Genomic DNA, 24,316 nt, shown 5'->3' on the forward strand with positions numbered 1-24,316 from the left:
CAGGTTGGGACACCATGTCCGCCGTCATGCTGCATCTCAACACCACGCTGCTGATTCTGACCGCCACCGTCCTGCTGCAGGGCCTCGTGTGGCTGCTGGTCTGGTTCACCCAGCGTCACCTGTTCGAGTTGCGCCTGATCGCCGCCGGCTTCATCGCCTTTGGCCTGGGTCTGGTGCTGCATGTGACGCGCAATGCCCTCGACGTTCCGCTGGCATTGTTCGTCATCAGCCAGAATTACCTCCTTCATATCGGCATGGCGGCGCTGGCGCATGGCATCGCGCGCTTCCTCGGCCAGCGCGGCAATCCGGCACTGATCTGGGGCAGCATTGCCGTCGTGGTGGTGTTCTGGCCGGCTGCCCTGCTGATCGATCCCTACAATACCGCCGTCCGCATCCTGGCCAGCAATCTCATCGGCATGACGCTGATCCTGTTCATCGTGCAGACGCTGGCCCGCGACCGCACCCAGCCGCCCCTGCTGCGCTGGGCCACCATCGGCGTCCTGATGAGCGACTTCATCGCGCTGGTCCTGCGCTGCGGTATCGCCATCGAATACTGGAATGACCAGCAGGCGCTGGTGCAGGACAACGTTCAGGCCTGGTATTTCTTCTTCTTCAACATCTTCGTCACCGGCCTGTTCCTCATGCTGCTGCTGATGGTGGGCGTGAAGCTGTCGTATGGCTTGCGGCAGAAGAACGACGACCTGTCGCGCGAGGTGGCGCAGCGCCGCGAACTGCAGGACCAGCTGTCGACCAGCCTGGAAACCGCCAAGGCGCTGCACGAGGAACAGAAGCAGCTGCTGCGCATGGTGACACATGAATTCCGCACGCCGCTGGCGGTGGTGGACCGCGCTGCCGAGATGATCGACGTGGTGCTGGACAAACCGTCCGAGACGGTGAGCCGCCGGCTCGACAGCATCCGCGGCGCGGTGCGCCGCCTGGTGCAGCTGATCGACCGATTCCTCGATGTCGAACGTCGCGACCTCAGCTTCCTGCAGCCCGAACGGATCGACATCGGCAGCCTGATGGAACGGGTGCGCAAACATTTCGCCGGGCTGGAACTGGACCTGCGGCTGCGCTTCACGGTGCAGCCCAGCCTGTCATTTTACTGGGGCGACCCGGAAATGCTGGGCACGGTGCTGATCAACCTGATCGACAACGCGCTGAAATACACCACCGATGGCACCCCGGTGGAAATTGTCGCCCGCAGCGAGGACAAGGCCATCGTCATCACGGTGACCGACCACGGCATCGGCATCCCCGAAGCGGAAGCCGCGCTGATCGGCCGCCGCTTCTTCCGCGCCTCCAACACCACACCGGCCACCGGCACCGGCCTCGGGCTCTACAACACCCGCCGCCTCCTGGAGTATCATAACGGCATCCTGAGTCTGCGGGGCGGACGCGGCGGCGGCACCATCGCCACCATCCGCCTGCCGCTGCCGGGCGTGGTGCCGGATGTGAGTATGGAGGTCGCGTGAACCGGATTCTGGTGGTCGAAGACGAGCCGTCGCTGCGCAGCGACCTGGTCGAGTATCTGGCCATGCGCGGCTTCGCGGTCGAGGGCGTCGGCACGGCACGCGAGCTGCGCGCCGCCTTCGACTCCGCGCCGCCGGCCATCGTCATCCTGGATATCGGCCTGCCCGACGGCAGCGGCTTCGACCTGGCGAACGAGATCCGCGCCAAGTCGGATTGCGGCATCATCATCCTGACCGCACTGGGCGAGGCCGACGACCGCATCCGCGGCTTCGAGAGCGGCGCCGACATCTATCTGGTCAAGCATTCGTCCCTGCGCGAGATCGAGGCGACCGTGCAGAGCCTGATGCGCCGGCTGCAGGATCCGCAGAGCCGCGCCGTCGACCGCCAGCCGGACCAGTGGCTGCTGAACCGCTCGACCTGGAACCTGGTGGCGCCGAACCGCAGCGAAATCAAGCTGACCGCCACCGAACTGGCCTTCATCAACGCGCTGCTGGAAAAGGCCGGTCAGCCCTGCTCGCGCGAGGAACTGGCGCAGCTGCTGGCGCGGCCGCAGACCAGCTGGGACAACCGCCATCTCGATGCGGTGGTCAATCGCCTGCGCCGCAAGATCAAGGACTACGCGCAGATCGAAGCGCCGATCAAGATGATCTACGGCCGCGGCTATGCCTTCAGCGCGCCGGCGCGGATTGAAGCTTAAATGGCCGCCGACGTCGTCAGCCTGAACAAGGCACGCAAGGTGCTGCAGCGCAAGGCCGCCAAGGAACAGGCGGCCGAGAACCGCATCCGCTTCGGCCAGAGCAAGCCCGAGCGCGAGAAGCAGCGGAAAGACGCCGAGCGTATCGCGCGCGAATTCGAAGGCAAAAAAGTCGAGGACTAGTCGCTCGCCGGCACTTCTTCCAGCAGGCGCCGCGCCAGCACGACCGTGACGGCGCGGTTCTCGGCCAGGGCTGCCGCATCCAGCACCGCGACCCAGTCTCTGGCCGCGCGGCAGGAGCGCTCGATGCGGGCGGCAAGATATTTCACCACATCCTCGCCGACCTGCAGCTGGCGGTCGGCGAACAGCTTCACCAGCACGGCCGAGAGCAGCGCGTCGTCGGGTTCACTGATCCGTTCGGCCGGCATCGCCTTCAGCCGCGACATCAGATCAGGCAAGGTATACGTCCAGTGCGCCGGCGCGGCCGAGCCGGTCAGCAGCAGCGCATGGCGGCGTTCGCGCATCAGGTTGACCAGATGGAACAGCGCGACCGGATCGGCATGACGATCCGCGTCATCCAGCGCCAGCGGCTGGCGCGCCAGCTCATCCACCGCAGCCGGCGTGAGATCGGCCGGGCCGATCAGGCGGGCGCCATGCGTAGCCGCCCAGATATGTGCCAGATGCGTCTTGCCGCTGCCGGGCGGGCCATAGAGCGCCAGCGCCGGCTGCGCCGCGCCCTCGACAGCAGCCAGTGCCGCCGCGTTGCCGGGTACTTCGAGGAAATCCTCGCGCGCCCATGAGATCGGCAGGGCAAGGCCGAGGCTCAGCTGATTGCGGGCCATGGAAAAACTTACTCGATCTTCTTGGGCGGAGCGCCGGGGCGGTAGAGATAGCTCTGGCGATAGCGTTCCAGCGTGAAACGCGCCAGCACGCCGATCACGGCGAACAGCGGCACCGACACGAGAATACCGACAAAGCCGAACAGGCTGCCGCCGGCGAGCAGCGCGAACATGATCCAGACCGGATGCAGGCCGACGCGGTCGCCGATCAGCACCGGATGCAGCACGTTGCCCTCGATCATCTGGCCGACGATGAACACGCCCGCAACCGCCGCGATCCAGACCGGCTCGTTCCAGAACTGCGCGATCGCCACGCCGATGCCGACCACGAAGCCCAACGTGGTGCCGACATAGGGAATGAAGGAGATCATGCCGGCCGTAATACCGATGAACAGGCCGAACTGCAGGCCGAACAGCGTGAGGCCGAGACCGTAGAAGGCGGCGAGGAACAGGCAGACCAGCATCTGGCCGCGCACGAAGCCGGCCAGCACCTTGTCGATCTCGCGCGCCTGCTCGCGGATCGTCTCGGCATGGTCGAGCGGCAGGTAGTCGTTGATCTGCGCGATCATGCGATCCCAGTCACGCAGCAGGTAGAAGCCGACCACCGGCGTGATCACTAGCAGCGACAGCACGTTGAAAATCGCCTGGCCGCCGCCGAGCAGCCCGGTCAGCACGCCGCCGACCACCTTCATCACCTGCTCGCCCTGGCCGGCCAGCGCCGTCTTGGGATCGTGGGTCAGGTCGATGCCAAAGCTGCCGGCCACGCCCTGCACATAGGGCAGCAGGCGCTGGTTGAACCAGGCGACGTATTCCGGCAGATGGTCCATGAATTTGGCGAACTGGTCCGACACCAGCGGCACCAGCAGCACCACGATCAGGGTGGCGACGACGAAGAACAGCCCGATGATCAGCAGGGTGGCGAGCCAGCGCCTCACTCCGCGGCGTTCCATCCAGTCGGCCGCCGGATCGAGCAGATAGGCAATCGCCATGGCGGCGATGAACGGCAGCAGCATGTCGCGCAGCACGATCAGGAGCGTGAAGGTGATGACGATGATCGCCATCCAGGCGATCATCTGCTGGCGGCGCGTCATGGCTGGCGGCTCCGCATTTCCCAGAAGCCGTCGCGCTGCTGCAGCACGATGTTGCGCTGGGCCAGCGCGGTGCTGAGCTGGGCGGGCTCGCCGTAATAGTCGAGCAGGATCTGCGCGTCGCGATGCGACACCTGCAGCACATCCACCTTGCGCACGATCGGCACGGCGCCGAGTGCTGAGCGCAGCTTGTTCCAGTCGGCCAGGCCGCTGAAGGCGGCGGCGACATTGAGCTGGCCCTGCTTTTCGAGGTCGATCACCGAGGCATATTTCCAGCGCGTCTCGATGCGGCGGCCGAGCTCGATGGCGGCCGAGATCAGGGTCTCTTCCAGCGTGCCGCCGGTGGCGGTGAAGGTCTCGGTCGTACCGAGGAAAGCCGCCTCGCCCTGGTGCTGGATCTGGATCTCGACGCGCATATTGCCGGGGTCGCTGCTCTGCAGGGTCGCCACCACCAGCAGGGCATCGTCGTAATTGCCGCGCCGCATGATGGCGCGCAGCTCGTCGGGGTTGCCGAACAGGCGTTCCAGCGTCGGGCCGTTGGCCATCGGCGGCGCGACGCTGAACGGCACCAGGCCGCCCTCGGCCTCGGGCCGGCGCAGCCACGCCTCGCGCCAGGGATTGTCGGTTTCCCAGATGCGCGCGCCGCCTTCCGCGGATTGCCACACCGACACCAGCAGCACCGGCCGGCTCATGGTTTCGGAATACGGCAGCCGGTTATCCTGCAGCAGGCGGCGGATCGCGTCGGCGCGGAACTGCACGCTGATCTTGCCGATATAGCGCGTCGCAGACGTGCGCTCCTCGTCGATGCCGAAGCCGGCCACCACCTCGTTGAGCAGCGCCTCGGTCGGGCGCGGCAGGCGGGCATGGTCGTCGGGCAGGGTCAGACGGCGCAGCAGGGTCGTGAACGCCCGGCGCTGGCCCTCGGCCACCGCGATGGGACGCGCCGAGGCCGCGCTGTCGGCGCTGGCATCGACGCTGACGCCGGACACGCCGAAGGGGTCGGGCCGCCGGGCCTGCGGAGTCGTCTGCGCATAGGCTTCAGCCCCCGCCCCGAAAGCCAGGAAACCCGAAAAAAGTGCGACAAAACAGGCCCTTAGCGGGCTACGGAGGAGCATTGCAAAGACAGGGGGAATGAGTATGTTGCCAGAATTACTGCGCTGCATTCAGCATACCCCATCGTGGAGGCTGCCATCAACACGTCGCCGCTTTATAAGGCCGCCGGTGTCGATATCGACGCGGGCGAGGCCCTGGTCGATGCCATCAAGCCGCTCGCCGCCTCCACCCGCCGCAAGGGCGCCGATGCGTCGCTCGGCGGTTTCGGCGCGCTGTTCGATCTCAAGGCCGCCGGCTTCACCGATCCGATCCTGGTCTCGTCGACCGACGGCGTCGGCACCAAGCTGAAGATCGCCATCGAGACCGGCCGGCATGACGGCGTGGGCGTCGACCTGGTCGCCATGGTGGTGAACGATATCCTGGTGCAGGGCGCCGAGCCGCTGTTCTTCCTCGACTATTACGCCACCGGCAAGCTGGAAGTCGATGTCGCCCGCCGCGTGGTGGCCGGCATCGCCGAGGGCTGCCGCCAGGCCGGCTGCGCGCTGACCGGCGGCGAGACCGCCGAGATGCCCGGCATGTATGCCGCCAAGGACTACGACCTCGCCGGCTTCGCCGTTGGCGCGGCCGAACGCGGCCGCCTGCTGCCACAGGGTGTAAAGCCGGGCGACATATTGCTTGGTCTCGCGTCGTCGGGCGTACATTCGAACGGCTTTTCGCTGGTCCGCAAGGTGATTGCCGATAACGGCCTCTCCTTCGAGAGCCCCGCCCCCTTCGAGCCTTCGAAGCCGCTGGCGGAAATCCTCATGGTCCCAACGCGCATCTATGTGAAAAGTTGCATGCCGCTGGTGCGCGAGGGCCTGATCAAGGCGATGGCGCATATCACCGGCGGCGGCCTGGTCGACAATATCCCGCGCGTGCTGCCCGATGGCACCGATGCGATCATCGACGCCACCGGCTGGACCCTGCCGCCGGTGTTCAAATGGCTGAAAGCTGCCGGGAAGATCGACGATTCCGAGATGGCGCGCGCGTTTAACTGCGGCATCGGGCTTGTTGTCGTGGTGGCGAAGGAAAAAGCCGACACCGTGATCGCCAAGCTGAAAAGCGCCGGCGAGACCGTGTCGAAGCTCGGCGTGATCGAGGCGCAGCAGGATTCAACGGCCGAGCCGATGGTCAGCATGCGCAACTGCGACACGGCCTGGAATTAAGCTGACCATGCCTGCCCGCAAGTCTGTGGCCGTGCTGATCTCCGGGCGCGGCACCAACCTGCGCGCGCTGATCGACTCCACGCTGGCCGCCGATCATCCCGCCCGCATCGCGCTGGTGCTGAGCAACCGCGCGGATGCCGAGGGGCTGGAGATCGCGAAAGCCGCCGGCATCGAGACGGCGGTGATCCCGAGCAAGGGCAAGGAGCGCGCGGAATTCGACGCCATCCTCTACACCGTGCTGCGCGCCAAGGGCATCGACTATATCTGCCTCGCCGGTTTCATGCGGCTGCTGACGACGGACTTCGTGCAGGCCTGGTATGGCCGCATGATCAACATCCATCCCTCGCTGCTGCCGGCCTTCAGGGGCACCGATGTGCATGCGCGCGTGATCGAAAGCGGCACGCGCTTCACCGGCTGCAGCGTGCATTTCGTCAGCCCCGAAGTGGACGCCGGGCCAATCATCCTGCAGGCCGCGATCCCCGTGCCGCAGGATGCGACGGCCGACAGCATCGCAGCCGCCGTGCTGGAGCAGGAACACGCGCTCTATCCGCAGGCGCTCAGGCTGCTGGCCGCGGGGCGGCTGAGCATTGAGGGGCAGCGGGTGCGGATCGGGCAGCAGACCGCCTAGCAACCGGCTCAGATAGCAGCCTAGCAAGCGCTTGGGGGCGTAACATTTGCTACGCCCTCTGAGAGAGGACCGATCTGTGCTACCAATTTAAATACTGGCGAATCGGGGGATTGCTGTGACGAAAATTCCATTGAGCATTGATCTTCTTTGCGTAGAAGCCGCGAATTTTTCAGTTATCGAAGCTAAGCATCCAGAACCGAGTCTTTTTGGAGTTACAGACGGTAAGGCCGTAGGAACTTATCTTGAACATAAGTTTCGCGTTTTTCTTCAAGAGAGGTACGAGTTCGTCAAAGGGAACTCTGCGAACGGCGTGGACTTTCCCGACCTCGGCGTCGATATGAAAGTTACCAGTATTCGACAACCGCAGTCCTCATGTCCGTTTAAATCTGCAAGACAGAAAATTTATGGTCTTGGTTATGGCCTTATTGTTTTTGTTTACGACAAGTTTGACGACCCTGTAAACAAGACCGCCATATTGCGCATGACCGACACCATCTTTGTTGAACAGCAAAGAACTGCCGATTTCCAAATGACTAAGGGCATTCGGGGAATTCTCGAAAATGAAGGCAACACGGAAGACCTTATGGCTTTCATGTCCGAGAAGAACTTGCCGGTGGATGAAATAGAACTGAAAAATCTCGCAGACGAGATTTTAAAGAACAAGCCGGAGCAGGGTTATCTAACTATATCAAACGCCCTACAGTGGCGACTGCAGTATGGACGAGTGATTGAGAAGGCTGGCGAGCAAGCGGGAATTAGATCCATATATAAGGGCATTGAGCGCATATGAATCCTGAGACCAATCGGCGCATAGAGTATGGCGACTTTCAGACGCCAGATGCGCTGGCTATCCAGGTGTGCACCAGACTAGCCGCGGATGGTGTGAGCCCTGATGTAGTTATCGAACCAACATGCGGATTGGGGGCTTTCGTCATTGCAGCTGCATCTAAATTTCCGGATGCGGCTCATATTTGCGGATACGAAATCAATCCTGAGTATTTACAGATTTTACGGGAAAGAATTTCCAACATTAAAGAGCCAACTAAATATTCAGTCCGCCAAGCCAATTTTTTTACACACGGTTGGCAATCTGACTTAGACCAATTAACAGGCAGCATACTCGTTGTAGGGAATTTTCCTTGGGTAACTAATGCAGCTCAAGGCCTTATAGGCGGCAATAATCTGCCTGAAAAATCAAACTTCCTGAACTTCTCTGGTTTCGATGCGATTAGCGGTAAAGCAAATTTTGATATTTCGGAATGGATGCTGATTGACGTTTTGCGTTGGTTAAAAGGGCGCCACGCGCATATCGCGATGCTAGTCAAGACTGCTGTGGCACGCAAAGTGATGGCCCACGCACAGCGCCGACAGGATTCAGTTAGTGACGCTTACATAATTCAAATTGATGCAAAGAAGAACTTTGCCGCGTCGGTCGATGCTTGCCTTTTAGTAATCAACTTGGACCCCGAGAAAGACACCTGTTACGACTATACCGTATATCAAGACTTTAACGACAAAATTGGGCGCCGCGTTGGCACTCGACTCGGTATGGTTGTTCGCGACTTAGAGGCGTTTAATCGCCATTTGGATTGGCTCGGGACAAGCGACCAAAAATGGCGCTCCGGCATCAAGCATGATGCGTCATCGGTAATGGAGTTTATCCGCTCAGGAGGCCGATATAAAAACGGTCTCGGAGAAGAAGTATCATTAGAAGATCGTTTTCTATTTCCACTTCTTAAGGGCTCCGACGTAGGTAGCGATAAAACTTGGCGCGAGAAATATGTCCTCGTGACACAGAGACACGTTGGCGAACAAACTAACTCGATCGAAACGCAAGCGCCCTTAACTTGGTCGTACTTAATCAAACATGCAAATTACCTTGATGGCCGGGGAAGCACGATATACAAAAAAAACCCGCGCTTTTCGATTTTTGGTATAGGCGATTATTCGTTCCGTCCTTGGCGAATAGCGATATGCGCTCTTTATAAATCACTACGTTTTAGGTTAGTGGGGCCGATTGATGGCCGGCCGGTAATGTTTGATGACACCGTATATTATGTCTCGTTTGAAACTGAGGCCGAGGCGGTTGCTGCATATTCGAGCCTCAACTCAAAACCAATCAATGCTCTTCTAGAGTCTCTCATTTTCTGGGATGAGAAACGTCCGATAAAAACGAGCATTTTAAATTCTGTTCGTTGGTCACCAAGCACCAGTGTCGAACCTCTATTAAAGCTCACTCGCAGCTCTGCAGCGGAGTAAGACGACGTTACTGAGGCATACTTGCCAACATCGGGACCTAGATATTGGCGTTTATGGCTGCGGTGGGTGATTGATCGTGCGAGCCACCAACCATCACTCCCACCACTTATTCCTCTGCCGGCCGATAGCCGTATCCCAGAACATCCGCTGCGCGCGGCGACAGGCGTGAGCGTTCATAGGCCAGCAGCCGCGTCGGGTTCTCGTGCGCCCAGCGCAGCGCGTCATGGCCGATCCACAGACCGGATGAGGACGCGCCCGGCACCTGTGGCAACAGCTCGTAATCGGGATAGCGCACCAGCACTACCCGCGCGTTCGCAGTGAACCGCGCCAGCAGCCGCCACATCTGCCGCGCGAACCGCGCATGGCCTTGGTGATGCGGCGCCGTGTGGATCAGGATCTGTGCCTCGCGCAGACGCTCCGGCCCGCGCTCATCGGCCGGCAGCGGCGCCATCGGCCGGCCCAGCGTGATCTGCGGCCAGAACAGGCCTTCGCTGGCGACCTGCCAGCCCAGTTGCCGTTTCAGGATCAGCTCCGTCTCCGGACCGAAATGCATCTGCGTCGCAGCCTGCGGATCGCTCAGCCGCAGGCTGTGCTCCAGGCGCAGCTTCGGCGGCGCGGCGCGGGTCAATTCCGCGAGGCTCACGCTGCGGCTGTACAGCGCATCAGGGAACGCCTCCTGCAGCGCGGTGGTGAACCGCGTCCAGTCCAGCGGGCTGAGGCAGACCGACCGGCCCAGCACGCTGGGCCGCAGGTAGGGCTGCGCCTTCACGATCTCGGGCGACGCGATATCCCCTTTCGGCGTGACGCGGACAGCGGTGCCGGGAAAGCGAAAAGGACGGGTCTGCTCAAGGACGGACTGCAGGCTCATGTCGCGCTCCGGGATGGCGGGCCACAGAATGAATGGACAGAATCACATAGACTTTAATCCTATATTTATGTACCATAAATGTTCTGTTTGTCAATCGGCAATCTGGCAAGGTGGACGGAACGGATGCGTCGCATACAGGTGCATTCACTGTGGCCCCACAGCCCGAACCGCCACGAACGCGTACGAACCGCCACGAACGCGTACGAACCGCCGCGAACACGCACGAACTCCGGCGAACCCAAACGAGCATCAAACGAACCGCCACGAACGCCAGCGAACACCACCGAAGCAAAACGAGGTCGATTTGATATCAGTGATATCACTGCCGCCGCTGCTCCGTCCGTCACCCTCGGCCCGAGCCAATATGCACCGGCCGATGCGCGGAGGGTTGGGATGGATCCTCGGCGCAAGGCGGAGGATGACGATCTCTGGTGTGGCTGGAGCAGCCGCCTCAGCGGCAGGTCACAAACAAAAAAAGGCCCGGCAGTGCTGCCGGGCCTTCGCTCAGTCCGGAGACTGAAAAGATGTCTTTAGCCGACGATCTCGGTGCCGGCGAAGAAGTAGGCGATTTCCACCGCAGCCGTTTCGGCGGCGTCCGAGCCGTGTACCGAGTTGGCTTCGATGCTCTCGGCGAAATCCTTGCGGATGGTGCCGGCGGCGGCATTGGCCGGGTTGGTCGCGCCCATCACGTCGCGGTACTTGGCAATGGCGCCTTCGCCTTCCAGCACCTGCACGACGACCGGGCCCGAGATCATGAACGACACTAGGTCGTTGAAGAACGGACGGGCGCTGTGCACGCCGTAGAAGCTCTCGGCCTGGGCCTTGCTCATGTGGATGCGCTTCTGCGCCACGATGCGCAGGCCGGCGGCCTCGATCTTGGCATTGATCGCGCCAGTCAGGTTGCGGCGGGTCGCGTCCGGCTTGATGATCGAGAAAGTGCGTTCAATCGCCATGATCATGGGTCCTTTAGGTCTTGGCTAAAAATCGGTGGCGGGTATATAGAGGCTCCGCCGAGGACCTGCAACCGTCCCGGCCCTCCCAAACCCCGCCAGCCCTCCCCGGCCAGCCAAGTTAAGTTGTTCTGAATGCTGTCTTTTCGCGACCTGACCTACCGGATTGCCGGCCGTGTGCTGCTGGACCATGTCTCGGCCGTGATCCCGGCCGGGCATAAAGTCGGCCTGGTCGGGCGTAATGGCACCGGCAAATCGACGCTGTTCAAGATCATCACCGGCGAATTGCAGACCGAAACCGGCAGCGTCGAACTGCCCAACGACTGCAAGATCGCCAAGCTGCCGCAGGAACCGCCGGGCGGCGAGCAGACGCCGATCGCCTATGTGCTGGCCGCCGATGCCGAGCGCGAGGCGCTGCTGATCGAGGCGGAAGAACTCGAAGACGCCACCAGCATGGAAGACGCCGAGCGCATCGCCGCGGTGCATATGCGACTGGCCGAGATCGACGCCCATACCGCGCCGGCGCGCGCCGCCGTCATCCTGGCGGGACTGGGCTTTGACGAAGCCGCGCAGAACCGTCCGCTGGATTCCTTCTCGGGCGGCTGGCGCATGCGCGTGGCGCTGGCCGGCTGTCTGTTTGCCCAGCCGGATCTGCTGCTGCTGGATGAGCCGACCAACCATCTCGATCTCGAAGCCTCGCTCTGGCTCGAAAGCTACCTGAAAACCTATCCGCGCACCTTCCTGCTGATCAGCCATGACCGGCATTTCCTGAACAGCGCGATCGAACACATCCTGCATATCGACAACACCAAGCTCGTTCTCTATCGCGGCAACTACGACACTTTCGAGACCGAGCGGCGGCTCCGCATGGAGCAGCAGACGGCCTTTGCCACGCGCCAGGCCGAACAGCGCAAGCATATGGAAGCCTTCGTCGCGCGCTTCCGCGCCTCGGCCTCCAAAGCGCGTCAGGCGCAGAGCCGCATCAAGATGCTGGCCAAGATGCAGCCGATCGTGGCCGCCATTGAAGATCCCACCGTGATCTTCCGCCTGCCCGATCCGGAAGAACTGCCGCCGCCGCTGATCGTGCTGGATCATCTGACCGCCGGGTATGCCGCCGACAAGCCGGTGCTGCGCAACCTCGATCTGCGCATCGACATGGAAGACCGCATCGCCATGCTGGGTGCCAACGGCAACGGCAAGTCGACGCTGGCCAAGATTCTCGCCGGCACGCTGAAGCCGCAGGGCGGCAAGCTGCAGAAAAGCGGCAAGCTGCGCATCGGCTATTTCGCGCAGGACCAGGACGACGTGCTGGACGAAAACCGCACGCCGGTCGAACACATGCTCGACCTGCTGCCGAATGCCACTATCGAACAGATGCGCACCAAGCTGGGCAGCTTCGGCCTCGTGCGCGACAAGGCGCAGACCGCGGCCGGCAAGCTGTCGGGCGGCGAGCGCGCGCGGCTGCTGTTTGCCATGGTCACGCATCATGCGCCGCATCTGCTGATCCTCGACGAACCGACCAACCATCTCGACATGGACACGCGCGACGCGCTGGTGCAGGCGGTGAACGAATTCAAGGGCGCCGTCATCCTGGTCAGCCATGATCGCCATATGGCCGAGGCCTGCGCGGACCGCTTCTGGCTGGTCGGCGACGGCACCGTGAAAGACTTCGACGGCGACCTCGACGATTACGCCAGACTGCTGGCCGAGAAGCGCCGCGCCACGGCCTCGACGGTGAAGCTGAAAGGCGGCGGCGGTGGCGGCAAGGCCGTGGATGCCTCCGCCGACCGCAAGGCAGACCGCAAGGCGGCGGCCGCCGCGCGTCAGGCGCTGGCGCCGTTGCGCATCGCCGTGCAGGCAGCCGAAAAGGCGATGGCCAAACTCAATGCCGAGAAGACGCGGCTGGATGCGACGCTGGCCGATCCCGACACCTACACGAAGATGAGCGCGGCGAAGCAGAGTGAACTGCAGAAGCAGCATGGCGAGTTGGTGAAGCAGCTGGAGACGGCGGAAGAAGCCTGGCTCGACGCGCAGGCGAAACTCGAAACCGCGCAGGCCGAGGCGGCGTAAGGCGTTAGCCTTCGGCCTTCTTGATCCAGCCGCCGGTGTCTTCGTTCTGCTGCCAGTAGGTCAGCTTGTGGCCGGCGTCTTTCGCGCGTTTCCAGCGCTGCCGCGCGGCATCCACGGCGGCATCGTCATTGCCGTCGAACAGGTCGCAGACGCGGGTATAAGCCGAGACATCCGTGGCATCGGCGCCGTCGACCAGGAACAGCACGTCGGCCTGGTTGGGCCGCTCGTCCTCGACGGTGAGATAGATCGGCTGCTTTTCCGCGAAGCCGTCCGGCTTGATGCCATGCGGCAAAAAGCTGTTGCGGCCATAGGTCCACAGCTCGCCGTTCAGCGCCTGGATGCGTTCCTCGCTGCCGCCCTTGACGACAGCCTTCCAGCCCTTCTGCAGCGTCTTTTCCAAAAGCTCCGGCAGCACCTGTTCAAGGCGCCGCCGGGTCAGATGGTAGAACAGCAGTTCGGCCACTCAGCGATCTTCGTAGTGATCGGCGACGAGGCGGTTGAGCAGGCGGACGCCAAAGCCGGTGGCGCCCTTCGGCACCGTCGCCTTGTCCTTCTTGCTCCAGGCCACGCCGGCGATGTCCAGATGCGCCCAGGGCGTCTTGTCGATGACAAAGCGCTGCAGGAACTGCGCCGCCGTGATCGAGCCGGCGCCGAAGCCGGGGCCCGCGATATTCTGCATGTCGGCGATCGGCGACTTCAGGCCCTCGTCGTAAGCCTCGCTGAGCGGCATGCGCCACAGCAGCTCGTCTTCCGACTTGCCGGCGGCGGCCAGCTGCTCCGACAGGCGGTCGTTGTTCGAGAACAGGCCGGCATGCTCATGGCCCAGCGAGATGATGATCGCGCCGGTCAGCGTGGCGAGGTCGACCATGAACTGCGGCTTGAAACGCTGCTGCGTGTACCACATGGCGTCGCACAGGATCAGGCGGCCTTCGGCATCGGTATTCAATACCTCGATGGTTTGCCCGGACATGGACGTGACCACGTCGCCCGGACGCTGCGCGGTGCCGGACGGCATGTTTTCCACCAGCGCCACCACGCCCACCGCATTCACCTTGGCCTTGCGGCCGGCAAGGGCCGCCATGGTGCCGACGACGGCGCCGGCGCCGGCCATATCCCACTTCATCTCTTCCATGCCGCCGGCCGGCTTGATCGAAATGCCGCCGGTGTCGAAGCAGACGCCCTTGCCGACGAAGCTGACGGGCTTGCCGCCCTTCTTGCCGCCGTTCCAGTGCATCACGACCAGCTTGGACTCGCGCTCCGAGCCCTGGCCGACGCCGAGCAGCGCGCCCATGCCGAGCTTCTTCATCTCGCGCTCGCCCAGCACCTCGACCTTGACGCCGAGCTTGGTCAGCTTGCGGCATTCAGCCGCCATGCTTTCCGGATAGATGATGTTGGCCGGCTCGGTCACCAGGTTGCGGGTGATCTCCACGCCCGCCGCCAGCTTGTCGAGCGGGGCATGCAGCTTTTTCGCCGCCGGAGCGGCCTGGGTCAGCACGTTGACCGTCTTCAGCGTCGGCTTCTCGCGGTCCTTCATTTTTGTGCGGTATTTGTCGAAGCGGTAACCGCCGAGCCGGGCGCCCAGGGCGGCGCGCGCCGCGGCCTCGCCGGCCGGCAGCATGGTGCCCTTCAGCACCTCGGCCCCGATGGCCAGCTCGGTCTCGCCCGCCGTCGCCAGCCGCTTCACCGCGTCGGCGCCCACCGCCTCATAGGCGACAGCCTTGACCTCGGTGGTCTTGCCCAGGCCGGCCAGCAGCACCCGGTTCAGGCCGCCGCCCGAACCGCCACCTGGTGCCAGCACCTCGAGCCACTGGCCCTTGCCGCCGGAAAACCGCGCCGCGGCCGCCATGGCCTTGCCCAGCGCACCGCCGCAGGCCTTGTCGACCTGCTGGCCGAACGAACCGAGCTGGCGCCCCTCGCCCACGACAAGGACCAGGCTGCCGCGTTTCGGGGTTTTGCTGTCGACGATCTCGATTTTCATGATGCTCCAATCCGGGCGGAAAATGGGTGTTGGACTGGCCAAGGACTATAGCGGCCCGGACCTTGGCCAATCAATCGGCACAGACCGGCCGAATCGCCGAATCTGCCTTGTGGACCAAGTCGTTCTTTTCGAGCCGAGGCTGTGGCGGCAGGGGGCGGAATCGCTATACTGCGCGCCATGCGCGGGGTCGTTCTCTACATCATGCGCCAGATCGCCTGGCCGCTCGGTTTTGCCACCCTCACCCTGACCGGGGTGATCTGGCTGACCCAGTCGCTCCGCTTCATCGACCGCATCGTCAACAACAACCTCGCCTTCGACGATTTCCTCTATCTGACCATGCTGGTCCTGCCCAGCATCGTGGCCATCATCCTGCCGGTCGCCGGCTTCTGCGCCGCGCTCTATGCCTTCCACCGGCTGGCCAGCGATTCCGAGATGATCGTGCTGTCGGCGGCGGGGTTCAGCCGGCTGTCGCTGGCGCGCCCGGCGCTCTACATCTCAGCCGTCGTGATGGTGGCAATGTATGTGATCCTGCTTTTCCTGATGCCGCTCGGCTCGCGCACCCTGCGCGCCACGCAGTATGAATTCCGCAACGACCTCGCCGGCATGGCGCTGCTGGAAGGCGTATTCAACACGCCAACCGCCAACCTGACCGTCTACATCCGCGAACGCGACAGCAATGGCGACATGCTGGGCGTGCTGGTGCACGACAACCGCAATTCCGCCAGCCCGGTGACCATGCTGGCCGAGCGCGCCACACTGGTGCGCACAGACCTGGGCCCGCGACTGTACATGGTGAACGGCAACCGCCAGCAGGTCGATGCCGAGCACAAGTCGCTGTCACTGCTGTATTTCGACAATTACAGCCTCGACCTCGACAGTTATGCGAACAAGGAAGGGCAGGGCTGGCGCGAACCGTCCGAGCGATATCTGCACGAGCTGTTCAATCCCGATATGAGCAACGCCGACGACGTGAACCAGTATGCCAAGCTGATCGTCGAGGGCCATCGCCGGCTGGCGACACCTCTCTATGCTCCGGCACTGATCCTGATCGCGATCGCCAGCGTGATCGGTGGCGAATTCAACCGGCGCGGCCATGGCCAGCGCCTGATCCTCGGTGCCGCCATTGCCATCCTGGTGCAGGTTCTCAGTCTGAGCGTCACTCAGCTCTCGGTCAAAAACCTGCCACTGGTGCCGCTGATGTATCTGGTGCCCGTGCTGACGATGGCCGCAGCCATTTATGCATTGCGTGAGCCGGTCCGCCGGCTGCGGACGGCCTGATGCGACAGTCGCTGACGCTATCGCTCTATTTCGGGCGCCACTTCTTTGCGGCGATCCTCACGGTCCTGACCGTGCTGGCCGTGCTGGCGTTCAGTTTCGACACCGTGGAACTGCTGCGCCGCGCCAGCGGCCGTGCCGATGCGTCGCTCGGCCTGGTACTCGAAATGTCGGTGCTCAAGCTGCCGTCGCTGATGACCAAGCTGTTTCCCTTCGCTGTCCTGTTCGGCGGCATGCTGGCGCTCAGCCGCCTGACCCGGTCGCAGGAACTGACGGTCAGCCGCGCCGCCGGCGTTTCGGTCTGGCAGTTCCTGTTCCCTGGCATCGCGCTGTCGTTGCTGCTCGGGGTCTTCCTGGTCACGGTTTACAATCCTCTCAGCGCCGCCATGCTGTCGCGCTACGAAAATATCGACGCCAAGGTGATGCGCGGCCGCACCAGCATGCTGGCGGTGTCGTCTGGCGGCCTGTGGCTGCGTGAAGCCGACGCCAATGGACAGGTGGTGGTGCATGCTCTGCGCGTGGCGCAGCAAGGCGTCGAGCTGCGCGACGCAATCCTGTTCTACTACGAAGGCCGCGACAAGTTCGTGAAGCGGATCGATGCCGCCGTGGCACTGCTCGAAGCCGGCCAGTGGCGGCTGCAGAAGGCCGTGGTCAGCTACCCCGACCGCGCCGCAGAACGCCACGAGCTTCTGACGGTGCCGACCACACTGACCTTCGATCGCATCCAGGAAAGCTTTGCCTCGCCGGCAACGATCTCGTTCTGGGAACTGCCGTCGTTCATCAGCACGCTGGAAAACGCGGGCTTCTCGGCGATGCGCCATCGCCTGCATTTCTACACGCTGCTCGCCTCGCCCGTCCTGCTCTGCGCCATGCTGCTGATCGCCGCCAGCTTCAGCCTGCGCCTGACCCGGCGCGGCGGCATCGGCGCCATGCTGGCAGGCGGCGTTGCCGCCGGCTTCCTGCTGTATTTCACGGTCGAATTAATGCAGCCATTCGGTCTCAACGGCACCTTGCCAGTGCCGCTGGCCGCCTGGGCCCCCACTGTGGTTTTCGTCATGCTGGGAATTTCGCTGCTGTTCCATCTGGAGGACGGATGAACGCACGAAGGGGGGGACTGCTGCAGGCAGCAATCATTGCATTGCTGCTGAGCTATGCCGCACAGAGCCAGGCCCAGATCCAGCCGCAATCTCAACCTGCCGCAGGCAGCGCCGCGCCCACCGCCGGGTCAGGTGAGCCCGTGCTGATGACGGCTGACCAGCTGAACTACGACCAGAACCTTGGCCTCATCCGGGCCGAGGGCAAGGTCGAACTGTCGCAGGGCGGCCGCACGCTGCTGGCCGATATGGTCAGCTACAGCGAGCGTGACGACAAGGTGACGGCCAGCGGCAACGTCTCGCTGCTGGAGGAGAATGGTACCGTCATCTTCGCCAATTACATGGAACTGACCGGCGGCATGCGGAACGGGTTCATCCGCGACATCTCATTCCTGCTGAATGACATGTCGCGTGGCGCTGCCGCGCAGGCCGAACGCAAGGACGGCAACCGCACGATCATGAAAAAGGCGGTCTACAGCACCTGCTCACTGTGCGAAAGCGATCCGACGCGGGCACCGCTGTGGCAGATCAAGGGCCGCGAAGTCGAGCACAATGAATCGGAACAGGAAATCAAATACCGCGACGCGGTCTTTGAGCTTTTCGGCATTCCGATCCTGTATTCTCCCTATTTCAGCCATCCGGATCCGACAGTGAACCGCCGCAGCGGTTTCCTGCCGCCGCGCTATACCAGCAGCTCATTCTTCCAGAGTGCGGTGCAGGTTCCGTATTTCTACGCGATCGACGACACCAGCGACCTGACCGTGACGCCGCAATATTCGACGCGGCAGGGCCCGTTCATCGGTGCTGACTACCGCCAGCGCTTTGCCAAGGGCGAAATCCAGCTCGACGGCAGCGTGGCGGACGAAGATGCCTCCAACGATACGCGCGGACATATCCGCGCCAACGCCGCCTTCCGCGCCACCGACGACATCACTTACGGCGCCAATATCCTGCGCTCGACTGACGACACCTATCTGAGTCGCTACTCAATCCAGGATCGCCCCAGCGGCAACACCCTGGTCAGCCGCGTGTATGGCGAGGCGATCAACAACCGTCACTTCGCCAGCGTGAATGCCTTTGCCTTCCAGAACACGCTGGAGCGCGTACGCAACAGCACCGTGCCCATTGCTGTTCCCGTGATGGACTATTCGGCGGTTTTCGAGCCCGGCGATTACGGCGGCCGCTGGGGCCTGGATGCCAACATGGTTTCGCTGTCGCGCAGCGAAGGACCCGACATGCGCCGCCTGACCTCAACGGTCTCGTGGTCGCAGCCCTACTACGCGCCAAGCGGCGAGGTCTTCACCGCCACCGCGATGATGCGCGCTGACGGCTACTGGTCCGACAATGTCAGCCAGAGCATGGTGCCGGGTTCGACCGACGGAGCGAATATGACTGGCCGCGTCCTGCCGGCGGTGGCGCTGGATTGGCGCTATCCGATGGTGCGCGATGCCGGCCGCATGCGCCAGCTCGTCGAGCCGATTGTGATGGGCGTGATCAGTCCCTATGGCGGCAATCGCAGCGATATCCCGAACGAGGATTCGGTCAGCTTCGAATTCGATGAAACCAATCTCTTCTCGCTCAGCCGTTTCCCGGGCTACGATCGCTGGGATGGCGGACCGAAGCTGAATTATGGTGTCCGCATGGCCGCCTATGGCGAAAACAATGGCCATGTTGAATTTCTGGCTGGTCAGTCGCTGCGCGCCAAGACCGATGACACTTTCACCGAAGCTTCAGGCCTGCGCGACCAGTTCTCCGATTATGTTGGCCGTCTGACCGTTTCGCCTGGCCGCTATATCCAGCTGGTTGACCGCGTCAGACTTGCGCAGAACAGCAACCTGGATGTGCGTCGCCATGAAATGGGCGCCACGCTCGGCACATCGACCAACAACTTCACCGTATCTTACGCCGATCTGGTGAATACCGACTATCTGCGGCAGAATGAGCGGCAGGAAGCGATTTCCGCGACCGTCCGCATGCAGCTGAGCAAATACTGGGCCACGGAAATCCGCCATACCCGCGATCTTCGGGATGACGGATCTTTGCTGAACTTCCTCGGTCTGCGCTATACTGACGAGTGTTTCGACATCATCCTGTTCGCCGAGCGGACGTTTACGGTCAATCGCGATATTCAGCCTGATACCGTCATCGGTGTCCGCTTCAGGATCGCCTCGTTCAATTGAGTCTGCCCATGCACCGCCTGATCGCCCTCACTCTCATTCTTGGCTGTCTGACCGCCACACCGGTCCTGGCACAGGATCAGCAACGCATTGTTGCGCTGATCAATGATGAGGTCGTTTCGCAACGCGATCTCAACGAACGCATGCGTATCATCATGGCCACTACCCGCCTGCCGGATAACAATCCGGAAATCCTGCGGGCCGTCCGTGAACAGGCGCTGCGCTCGCTGGTCGATGACCGGTTGCAGATGCAGGAAGCCAAGCGCCGCAACATCAATGTCAGTCAGCAGGATGTCGATGCGGCGATCGGCGCCGTCGAGCGCCAGATGAACATCCCGCCGGGTCGCTTCGACGAATTCATTCGTCGCGGCGGCATCGACCCCACGGCAGTCGCCGGCCAGATCCGTACCGAGCTGACCTGGAGCCGCATGGTGCGCGCCCGCACCAGCGCCCAGACCTCCGTGACCGAGCAGGAAATCGACGAAGCGGTCGCCAAGCTGCGCGCCAATGTCGGCCAGACCGAAGAGCTGATCTCGGAAATCCTGGTGCCGGTCGACAGCCCCGATCAGGAAGAACCGCAGCGTCAGCTGGCACAGCGCATCATCGAACAGCTGCGTGGCGGCGCCAATTTCCCCGCCCTCGCCCGCCAGTTCAGCCGCGGCACCACCGCAGTCAACGGCGGCGATGTCGGCTGGGTGCAGCGCGGTACCCTGAACGAGGAAATCGAGGCTGCCATCGCCAAGCTGGACAAGGGCCAGCTCTCGGAGCCGATCCGCACCGTGGGCGGCTGGCAGATCGTGGCGCTGCGCGACCGCCGTCGCATCTCGCTGCCGGGTATCGAAGAAAATCGCGTCACGCTGAAGCAGTTGCTGATCCCGCTGGCCGCCGAAGCGCCGCAGGCCGAAGCGGATGCCGCCATCGCCAAGGCGCGCCAGGCGCGCGGCGAGATCCGGACCTGCGATGACGTGGAACCTGTGGCGGGCCGCTACGACGCGCCCGGTTCGGGCAGCCTGGGGACGCTGCGGATGGGCGATCTGCCGGAGAGCTTCCGCCAGGCGGTCGCCCCGCTCGACATCAACCAGACCTCGGAGCCGGTGCGGGCCACCCGCGCGGTGCATATCTTCACCCTGTGCGGCAGGCAGGAAGCCTCCGGCCTGAACCGCAACGAAGTGCGCCAGAACATTCTGTCGCGTCGCGCCGAGTTGATGGCCCAGCGTTACATTCGCGAGTTGCGCCGCGATGCCACCATTGAATTCCGATAAGGCGCAGTCCACCAGCGCGGCGCCGGCCGCAGTTTTGCCCATCGCCCTGACCATGGGCGAACCGGCCGGCATCGGTGGCGAGATCGCCCTGCAGGCCTGGTTGCGCCGACGCGAAGCTGGCCTCCCCCCCTTCCTGATGCTGGACGACCCCGAGCGCCTGAAAGCGATTGCGGCCCTGCATGGCTGGAAGGTGCCGATCGAGGCCATCTCCGAGCCCGAGGCGGCGCTCGATGTGTTCGACCGCGCGCTGCCGGTGCTGCCGGTGCCTCTGCCGGCCATCCCGCAGCCCGGCATCCCGGATCGCCGCAACGCCCCCGCCGTGCTGCATGCCATCGAACTCGCGGTCACGCTCTGCAGCAATGGCAAGGTGGCTGCGCTGGTCACCAATCCAATCCACAAGGCGGCACTCTACGACGCCGGCTTCAGCCATCCCGGCCATACCGAATTCCTGGCGGCGCTTTGCGATGCGCCGCGTCCGGTGATGATGCTGGCCTCCGACAGGCTGCGTGTCGTGCCCGTCACCATCCACGTGGCGCTGAAGCGTGCCATTGACCTGCTCGATGCCGACCTGATCGTGGAGACGGCGCGGATCACGGCAGCCGACCTGCGCGACAGGTTCGGCATCCCAAAGCCGCGGCTGGCGCTGGCTGGTCTCAACCCGCATGCCGGCGAAAGCCGCAGCATGGGCGAGGAAGACGCCGCCATCGTGGCGCCCGCCGTCGCGCGCCTGCGTAGCATGGGCATCGACGCGCGCGGGCCGCTGCCGCCCGACACCATGTTTCATGCCGAGGCGCGCGAGACTTACGACGCCGCGATCTGCATGTATCACGACCAGGCGCTGATCCCGATCAAGACGCTGGATTTCGACAGCGGCGTGAATGTCACGCTCGGCCTGCCGATCATCCGCACCTCGCCCGATCATGGCACGGCATTCGATATCGCCGGCAAGGGGATTGCCAAACCCGACAGCCTGATCGCCGCGCTGAAGATGGCAGCCACGATGGCGAAGCATCGCATTGATGTCCAAGGTTGAAGCGCTGCCGCCGCTGCGCGAGGTGATCGCGCAGCACGAGCTGGCCGCGCGCAAGTCGCTCGGACAGAATTTCCTGCTCGACCTTAATCTGACCCGCAAGATCGCCCGTTCCGCTATGCCATGGACGGATGCCACCGTCGTCGAGATCGGCCCCGGTCCCGGTGGGCTGACCCGCGCGCTGCTGCTGGAAGGCGCGCCCAGAGTGATCGCCGTCGAGCGCGACGACCGCTGTATCGCTGCGCTGCAGGATGTGATTGCCGCAGCCGACGGCCGCCTCGTCGTGCATGCCGGCGACGCGCTGGAAACCGATTTCGCCGCGCTGGCGCCGCCGCCATGGCAGGTGGTCGCCAACCTGCCCTACAACATCGCCACGCCGCTGCTGCTTGGCTGGCTGGCGCAGGCGCAGAATTTCACGCGCATCACGGTTCTGGTGCAGAAGGAAGTCGCCGAGCGGCTGGCGGCCAAACCCGGCGGCAAGACCTATGGCCGGCTGGCCGTGGCGGCGCAGTGGCGCGCCGAAGTGCGCATGCTGTTCGATATCGGCCCGCAGGCTTTCGTCCCGGCACCCAAGGTGACGTCCACCATTGTGGAACTGACGCCGCGCACCAAACCGCTGGCCGAAGCCGAACCCGCCAAGCTGGAACGCGTGACAGCAGCGGCCTTCAACCAGCGCCGCAAGATGCTGCGCGCCGCGCTCAAGCCGCTGTGGCCGGATGCCGATGCGAAACTGGGGCAGGCTGGCATCGATCCGACCCGCCGCGCGGAAACGCTCTCTATCGAAGAGTTCTGCGCGCTCGCGAGGCTGATGTAATCAGCGACCCTCGCGCAGCGTCTTGACGAAATCGACCAGGCCGACGCCGCGATGCCGCTTCAGCCGCTCGGCGCGCAGGATGGCATGCACCTGCGCCAAGCAGTGTTCGACATCCTCGTTGATCACCACGTAGTCGTATTCCGCCCAGTGGCTGATCTCGTCAGCTGCCTTCGACATGCGCTTGGCCACGACTTCGGCGGAATCCTGCGCGCGGGTATGCAGCCGCTTTTCCAGGTCGCGGGTGGACGGCGGCAAAATGAAGACGCTGACCAGATCGTCGCGCGCGCGCTGGCGCAGCTGCTGCGTGCCCTGCCAGTCGATGTCGAACAGGATGTCCTGCCCGGCCGACAGCCGCTTCTCGACCTGCTCTTTCGGCGTGCCGTAGTAATAGTCGAACACCTTGGCGTGTTCGAGCAGCTCCTGGCGGTTCACCATCAGGCCGAAATCTTCCGAACTGATGAAGTGATAATGCGTGCCGTCCACCTCACCCGGACGGCGCGCCCGCGTCGTCACAGAGACCGAGAGATGCAGGTCCGGGTCTTCGGCCAGCAGGCGGCGCGAGATCGTGGTCTTGCCGGCGCCCGAGGGCGAGGACAGCACCAGCATCAAGCCACGCCGGGCAATCGAAACAGCCTTACTCGACATTCTGGGCCTGCTCGCGCAAACGGTCGATCACCAGTTTCAGATCAAGGCCAATCGCAGTCAGTCCGGCATCGAAGGCCTTGGAGCAGAGCGTGTTGGCCTCGCGGTTGAATTCCTGCATCAGGAAGTCGAGCTTGCGGCCCACGCCCTTGGCGTCGCCCTTCAGCAGACCCTGCGCGGAGGCGACATGCGCCCGCAGGCGGTCCAGTTCCTCGCGCACGTCCAGCCGTGTGACCTGCAGCGCGAGTTCCTGCGCCAGACGGTCTTCGGCGACCGGCGGATTCTGCGCCAGCAGTTCCGACAGCTGCGTCTGCAGGCGGCGGCGCAGGCCTTCGGGCCGTACGGCCTCGACTTCGCTGGCGCGCCCGGTCAGCACCGCAATTTCATTGAACTGCCCGCCCAGCACCTCGGCCAGCTTGGCGCCTTCGGCATCGCGGCTCTGTACCAGTTTGTCGAGGGCCTCAGTGAAACTTTGTTTCAGCGCGGCTTCCAGCGACGCGCGGGCCTCTTCATCCTCGGCGATGCTGCCGACCGGCTCGACCACGCCGCGCACGGCCAGCAGGCCATCCAGACGCGGCGCACCGACGCCGCGCGATTCCAGCTTACCGGCCATCGCCAGCAGTTGTTCGAGCAGCGCCTCGTTCAGCCGATAGTTCGGCGCAGCATCCGCACTTTCGACAAGCTGCAGATTGAGATTGATGTTGCCGCGCACCAGTCTGGCCTGCGCCTGACTGCGCAGATCGGCCTCGATGCTGTCGAAGCCCGGCGGCAGGCGAAAGCGCAGCTCAAGGCCGCGGCCGTTGACCGACTTCAGTTCCCAGATCCAGGCTTTGTTGCCGGCGCGTCCATCGACACGAGCGAAGCCAGTCATGCTGACAAGCGACACGATTCCCCCGAAAATGCTACGGTGCGCTGCA

The 24,316-nt window shown here is 63.4% G+C and carries 23 protein-coding genes; 14 read left to right on the forward strand and 9 right to left on the reverse strand.

Annotation, left to right across the window (positions count from 1 at the left end; genetic code table 11):
• Nucleotides 1–14 precede the first annotated feature (14 nt).
• From FNB15_RS19225 to FNB15_RS19235, 3 genes are read left to right on the forward strand one after another with little or no spacing between them, the layout of a single operon-like run.
• Entirely contained in the window at nucleotides 15–1,475 is a 1,461-nt protein-coding gene (locus tag FNB15_RS19225) for a sensor histidine kinase (RefSeq protein ID WP_144258271.1), read from the forward strand.
• Nucleotides 1,472–2,170, forward strand: coding sequence for a response regulator transcription factor (locus FNB15_RS19230; protein WP_144258272.1), 699 nt, complete (start codon nucleotides 1,472–1,474; stop codon nucleotides 2,168–2,170). The genes FNB15_RS19225 and FNB15_RS19230 overlap by 4 nt, the downstream gene beginning before the upstream one ends.
• Nucleotides 2,171–2,350 carry a DUF4169 family protein gene (locus FNB15_RS19235; RefSeq protein ID WP_144258273.1) on the forward strand — a complete coding sequence of 60 codons (180 nt, stop codon included), beginning with the start codon at nucleotides 2,171–2,173 and terminating at the stop codon, nucleotides 2,348–2,350.
• On the opposite strand, the gene FNB15_RS19240 is transcribed toward FNB15_RS19235, so the two are convergent.
• The 3 genes from FNB15_RS19240 to FNB15_RS19250 are packed head-to-tail and all read right to left on the reverse strand — an operon-like array spanning nucleotide 2,347 to nucleotide 5,209.
• Entirely contained in the window at nucleotides 2,347–3,009 is a 663-nt protein-coding gene (locus FNB15_RS19240; RefSeq protein ID WP_144258274.1) for an HdaA/DnaA family protein, read from the reverse strand. The two genes, FNB15_RS19235 and FNB15_RS19240, sit on opposite strands and share 4 nt — an antisense overlap.
• Nucleotides 3,010–3,017: 8 nt before the next feature.
• Nucleotides 3,018–4,097: an AI-2E family transporter gene (locus FNB15_RS19245; RefSeq protein WP_144258275.1), complete on the reverse strand. Its 1,080-nt coding sequence runs from the start codon at nucleotides 4,095–4,097 to the stop codon at nucleotides 3,018–3,020.
• Nucleotides 4,094–5,209 carry a DUF2066 domain-containing protein gene (locus tag FNB15_RS19250; RefSeq protein ID WP_185973623.1) on the reverse strand — a complete coding sequence of 372 codons (1,116 nt, stop codon included), beginning with the start codon at nucleotides 5,207–5,209 and terminating at the stop codon, nucleotides 4,094–4,096. Before FNB15_RS19250 ends, FNB15_RS19245 begins: the two co-directional genes overlap by 4 nt.
• 63 nt (nucleotides 5,210–5,272) lie before the next feature.
• Between FNB15_RS19250 and purM the strand changes: the two genes are divergently transcribed.
• The 4 genes from purM to FNB15_RS19270 all read left to right on the forward strand — a co-directional run bounded on the left by purM (nucleotide 5,273) and on the right by FNB15_RS19270 (nucleotide 9,239).
• Nucleotides 5,273–6,352 carry a phosphoribosylformylglycinamidine cyclo-ligase gene (gene purM / locus FNB15_RS19255; protein ID WP_246068734.1) on the forward strand — a complete coding sequence of 360 codons (1,080 nt, stop codon included), beginning with the start codon at nucleotides 5,273–5,275 and terminating at the stop codon, nucleotides 6,350–6,352.
• A 7-nt stretch (nucleotides 6,353–6,359) separates the two neighbouring features.
• Nucleotides 6,360–6,980: a phosphoribosylglycinamide formyltransferase gene (purN, locus tag FNB15_RS19260; RefSeq protein WP_144258277.1), complete on the forward strand. Its 621-nt coding sequence runs from the start codon at nucleotides 6,360–6,362 to the stop codon at nucleotides 6,978–6,980.
• Nucleotides 6,981–7,110: 130 nt separating this feature from the next.
• Complete coding sequence (locus FNB15_RS19265; protein ID WP_221932684.1) at nucleotides 7,111–7,770, forward strand: type II restriction-modification system restriction endonuclease; 660 nt, start codon at nucleotides 7,111–7,113, stop codon at nucleotides 7,768–7,770.
• Nucleotides 7,767–9,239 carry an SAM-dependent methyltransferase gene (locus tag FNB15_RS19270; RefSeq protein ID WP_144258278.1) on the forward strand — a complete coding sequence of 491 codons (1,473 nt, stop codon included), beginning with the start codon at nucleotides 7,767–7,769 and terminating at the stop codon, nucleotides 9,237–9,239. The genes FNB15_RS19265 and FNB15_RS19270 overlap by 4 nt, the downstream gene beginning before the upstream one ends.
• A 106-nt stretch (nucleotides 9,240–9,345) precedes the next feature.
• Here the strand turns inward: FNB15_RS19270 and FNB15_RS19275 are convergent, their stop codons facing one another.
• Complete coding sequence (locus tag FNB15_RS19275; RefSeq protein ID WP_144258279.1) at nucleotides 9,346–10,107, reverse strand: hypothetical protein; 762 nt, start codon at nucleotides 10,105–10,107, stop codon at nucleotides 9,346–9,348.
• A gap of 530 nt (nucleotides 10,108–10,637) precedes the next feature.
• Complete coding sequence (gene ndk, locus FNB15_RS19280) at nucleotides 10,638–11,060, reverse strand: nucleoside-diphosphate kinase (RefSeq protein WP_144258280.1); 423 nt, start codon at nucleotides 11,058–11,060, stop codon at nucleotides 10,638–10,640.
• Between the two features lie 132 nt (nucleotides 11,061–11,192).
• Between ndk and FNB15_RS19285 the strand changes: the two genes are divergently transcribed.
• Nucleotides 11,193–13,127: an ABC-F family ATP-binding cassette domain-containing protein gene (locus tag FNB15_RS19285; protein WP_144258281.1), complete on the forward strand. Its 1,935-nt coding sequence runs from the start codon at nucleotides 11,193–11,195 to the stop codon at nucleotides 13,125–13,127.
• Between the two features lie 4 nt (nucleotides 13,128–13,131).
• On the opposite strand, the gene FNB15_RS19290 is transcribed toward FNB15_RS19285, so the two are convergent.
• Entirely contained in the window at nucleotides 13,132–13,590 is a 459-nt protein-coding gene (locus tag FNB15_RS19290) for a DNA polymerase III subunit chi (protein ID WP_144258282.1), read from the reverse strand.
• A complete protein-coding gene (locus tag FNB15_RS19295) occupies nucleotides 13,591–15,105 on the reverse strand; it encodes a leucyl aminopeptidase (protein ID WP_144258283.1) in 1,515 nt (504 codons plus the stop codon). It abuts the gene before it with no gap.
• 177 nt (nucleotides 15,106–15,282) lie between these two features.
• Between FNB15_RS19295 and lptF the strand changes: the two genes are divergently transcribed.
• The 6 genes from lptF to rsmA are packed head-to-tail and all read left to right on the forward strand — an operon-like array spanning nucleotide 15,283 to nucleotide 22,757.
• Nucleotides 15,283–16,383, forward strand: a complete 1,101-nt coding sequence (gene lptF / locus FNB15_RS19300) for an LPS export ABC transporter permease LptF (protein WP_144258284.1) — start codon at nucleotides 15,283–15,285, stop codon at nucleotides 16,381–16,383.
• Nucleotides 16,383–17,477: an LPS export ABC transporter permease LptG gene (gene lptG / locus FNB15_RS19305; protein ID WP_144258285.1), complete on the forward strand. Its 1,095-nt coding sequence runs from the start codon at nucleotides 16,383–16,385 to the stop codon at nucleotides 17,475–17,477. Before lptF ends, lptG begins: the two co-directional genes overlap by 1 nt.
• The gene (locus FNB15_RS19310) at nucleotides 17,474–19,654 is read left to right on the forward strand and encodes an LPS-assembly protein LptD (protein WP_144258286.1); all 2,181 of its coding nucleotides are present in this window, start codon (nucleotides 17,474–17,476) and stop codon (nucleotides 19,652–19,654) included. The genes lptG and FNB15_RS19310 overlap by 4 nt, the downstream gene beginning before the upstream one ends.
• An 8-nt stretch (nucleotides 19,655–19,662) precedes the next feature.
• The gene (locus FNB15_RS19315) at nucleotides 19,663–20,913 is read left to right on the forward strand and encodes a peptidylprolyl isomerase (RefSeq protein WP_144258287.1); all 1,251 of its coding nucleotides are present in this window, start codon (nucleotides 19,663–19,665) and stop codon (nucleotides 20,911–20,913) included.
• Nucleotides 20,891–21,946 carry a 4-hydroxythreonine-4-phosphate dehydrogenase PdxA gene (gene pdxA, locus FNB15_RS19320; RefSeq protein ID WP_144258288.1) on the forward strand — a complete coding sequence of 352 codons (1,056 nt, stop codon included), beginning with the start codon at nucleotides 20,891–20,893 and terminating at the stop codon, nucleotides 21,944–21,946. Before FNB15_RS19315 ends, pdxA begins: the two co-directional genes overlap by 23 nt.
• Complete coding sequence (gene rsmA / locus FNB15_RS19325) at nucleotides 21,933–22,757, forward strand: 16S rRNA (adenine(1518)-N(6)/adenine(1519)-N(6))-dimethyltransferase RsmA (protein WP_144258289.1); 825 nt, start codon at nucleotides 21,933–21,935, stop codon at nucleotides 22,755–22,757. Before pdxA ends, rsmA begins: the two co-directional genes overlap by 14 nt.
• Here rsmA and gmk read toward each other — a convergent pair whose 3' ends face one another.
• Nucleotides 22,758–23,402: a guanylate kinase gene (gmk, locus tag FNB15_RS19330; protein ID WP_144258290.1), complete on the reverse strand. Its 645-nt coding sequence runs from the start codon at nucleotides 23,400–23,402 to the stop codon at nucleotides 22,758–22,760. It abuts the gene before it with no gap.
• Nucleotides 23,392–24,270 (reverse strand): YicC/YloC family endoribonuclease, encoded by an 879-nt coding sequence (locus tag FNB15_RS19335; RefSeq protein WP_185973624.1) that lies wholly within the window; start codon nucleotides 24,268–24,270, stop codon nucleotides 23,392–23,394. Before FNB15_RS19335 ends, gmk begins: the two co-directional genes overlap by 11 nt.
• Nucleotides 24,271–24,316: the final 46 nt, after the last annotated feature.

Origin of the sequence: Ferrovibrio terrae, assembly GCF_007197755.1 — a bacterium.
GTDB lineage: Bacteria > Pseudomonadota > Alphaproteobacteria > Ferrovibrionales > Ferrovibrionaceae > Ferrovibrio > Ferrovibrio terrae.